This is a genomic window from Arthrobacter sp. CAL618, from assembly GCF_000468215.1.
Classification (GTDB): Bacteria; Actinomycetota; Actinomycetes; order Actinomycetales; family Micrococcaceae; genus Arthrobacter_D.
Map to the genome: position 1 here is coordinate 4,197 of NZ_ASZW01000122.1, position 2,353 is coordinate 6,549.

A 2,353-nucleotide genomic window follows, 5' to 3' on the forward strand; every position below is an offset into this window, starting at 1 on the left:
CCCGATCGGTGGGACCAGGGGCCCGCGGAAGCGAACCGGCTACTGAGCAACCGTGTCGGGGAGCTTCTTCATACCCCAGAAGCCCCCGCCCAGCACGGGAATGGCCGCCAGGAAGGTTCCCGCCACCCCAATCCACATTGTCGGGAGGATCCCGAGCTGTTCGCCCAGTACCCCCGCAAGCAGACCAGCGATCGGCATGACCCCCCACACCACAAACCTGATGGACGCGTTCATCCTGCCAAGCAGCCTTGGGGGACAGACCCGCTGGCGCATGCTGACCTGCATTATGTTGTAGGCCAGGACGCAAAAGGTCATCCCCGCCTCCCCCACGATGAGCAGAGCCAACGCGGCAGGCTTCGACGGCGCAAGCGCGGCCAGCGGCACCAGCATCAGGAACGCGCCGCTGGCCAGAGACGCGAGCGGGATCACAGTCCCCTCACCAATCCGTGCGGCAATCCACGGGGTTGCGAGCGCGCCCGCCAAGCCTCCCACCGCGGCGACCGAGAGGATCAGGCCAAGTGCTGCCGCCCCCAGCTCGAGGTCCCGCAGAATCAGCAGTGGCAACAGGGTGAAGAGCAAGGAAGCGAAGAAATTGACGCCGGCAGTACAGGCCGCGACGCGCCGGATCAGCGGATGCCGCCATACGAAAGACAGACCCTCCCTGATTTCGACGGTGAGCGGGCGCCGGTCCGCAACCGGCGAACGCTGCTCCTCATCCCGGGTCCGCACCAAGAACACGGCCGACAGCAGATAGCCCGCTGACTGCCCGAGAACCAGCAGGGGCGCACTGAGGAGCTGCAACAGGCCACCGCCCAACGCGGGCCCACCCAGTCGGGAGATCTGGGCGGTCGACTCAAGCTTCGAGTTGGCGCTGGGCACCTGGTCCCCCGTCACCAGCACGGGAACGTAGCTTTGGTAGGCAACATCAAAGAACACTGTTGCAATGCCAACGACGCCAGCCACGAGGCAGAGGTGCCAGATGGTCAGGGTATCCATCCACCAGAGCAGGGGGATGGCGAGCATCGCGACCATCCGCACCAGATCCGCCCCGATCATTACCCGCCGTTTGAGCCAGCGGTCCACCCATGCTCCTGCGGGTAGCCCGACGAGCAGGAACGCTGCCGTGCCGCTGGCGTTGAGCACACCGACTTCAAGCTCGGAGGCACCCAAAAGCAAAACGGCGATGACGGGGAGGGCAAGATGTCCGAGTTGGGTGCCCAGCTGGCTGATGGCTTGTCCGGCCCAAAAATTGAGAAAGTTTCGATCGCGAAGCAGGGACGGCGGCGGGGATCCGGTCTGGGTGGTCACCGTCACAGTCTGCGTGTAGTGATTGATTACTGTCAATCACTGGGTCGGTCTGACGTATCATTTAGGGATGGATACTGATGAGGATGTGCAGGCACGCGGCCGAGCACTCAGCTCCCCCGTTCGGCTCAGAATCCTCCGGCTTTGCCTGCATAAGGGCAGAACCAACAAGGAAATAGCTGAGCTCCTTGACCTCAACCCGGCGACCGCGCTGCACCACGTGCGGACCCTGCTGTCCACCGGGTTTTTGGTGGCCGAAGAAACCCGCACCGGCAACCGTGGGGCCAAGGAGATTCCCTACCGGGCGACCGGACTGTCATGGCGCAGCAGGATTCCAAATGCTGCGCCAGTGCTGGTGGAAACTTTCCTGCAGGAGATTGACGGGCTGAATCCGTCGGAAATTGATGTCTGGCGGCTCGGTGTTCGCCTGAACGAAACGAACCGCTCCGAGATGATGCGCCGGATCCGCGAAATTCTTGAGGAATACGCGATCCGCGATTCAGACACCGACGGTACCGCCACGTCCATCATGTTGGCCCACCATCTGGACCGCAGCGCCGACTAACCGGCACGGTCTCTGGTCTAGGCCGGACGGTGAGCCCGCCGGGGTCGCAGCACCCACCAGGACACCATCGACGCGACGACCGTGACGACCGCCAGGCCAAATACCCAAATGCTTCCCGCAACCGCAGACGGCAGGAGTGGGTCCATTCCCAAGTCGGTCAGGACCAACGGCTGATTCTCGCTGGCGGCAAACAATCCCACCAAAAGATAAGCGACTCCACCCACCACCGGGGCGACATATACGTTGCGAGCCCACAGTGCCACGAAAACTGCGACGCTCCCTGCCAGCAGCACTGCCGCGGCCGCTCCCACCGGAAGGGTCAGGCCTCCAACATCCCACTGCTGGCTATGGAGGGCGGTTCCCAGGACGGCCACCACGGGCCCCAGAACGGCCGAAACGAGAAACGCCCACCACCGGGGACTTCCCTGGCGGTGGGCGTTTTCTCGGGCAGGGCGATCCCCCACCGCGGTGCCGATCGGCTGG

At 64.0% G+C, this 2,353-nt stretch carries 3 protein-coding genes; 1 reads left to right on the forward strand and 2 read right to left on the reverse strand.

The annotated features are described in order from the left end of the window. Nucleotides 1-39: 39 nt before the first annotated feature. Nucleotides 40-1,308, reverse strand: coding sequence for an MFS transporter (locus tag K728_RS0107640; RefSeq protein WP_035747539.1), 1,269 nt, complete (start codon nucleotides 1,306-1,308; stop codon nucleotides 40-42). A gap of 67 nt (nucleotides 1,309-1,375) precedes the next feature. Between K728_RS0107640 and K728_RS0107645 the strand changes: the two genes are divergently transcribed. Next, nucleotides 1,376-1,870 carry an ArsR/SmtB family transcription factor gene (locus K728_RS0107645; RefSeq protein ID WP_019481627.1) on the forward strand — a complete coding sequence of 165 codons (495 nt, stop codon included), beginning with the start codon at nucleotides 1,376-1,378 and terminating at the stop codon, nucleotides 1,868-1,870. Between the two features lie 17 nt (nucleotides 1,871-1,887). Here K728_RS0107645 and K728_RS20120 read toward each other — a convergent pair. Next, on the reverse strand, nucleotides 1,888-2,353 hold a 466-nt coding region (locus K728_RS20120; RefSeq protein ID WP_193353925.1), incomplete at its 5' end, for a hypothetical protein.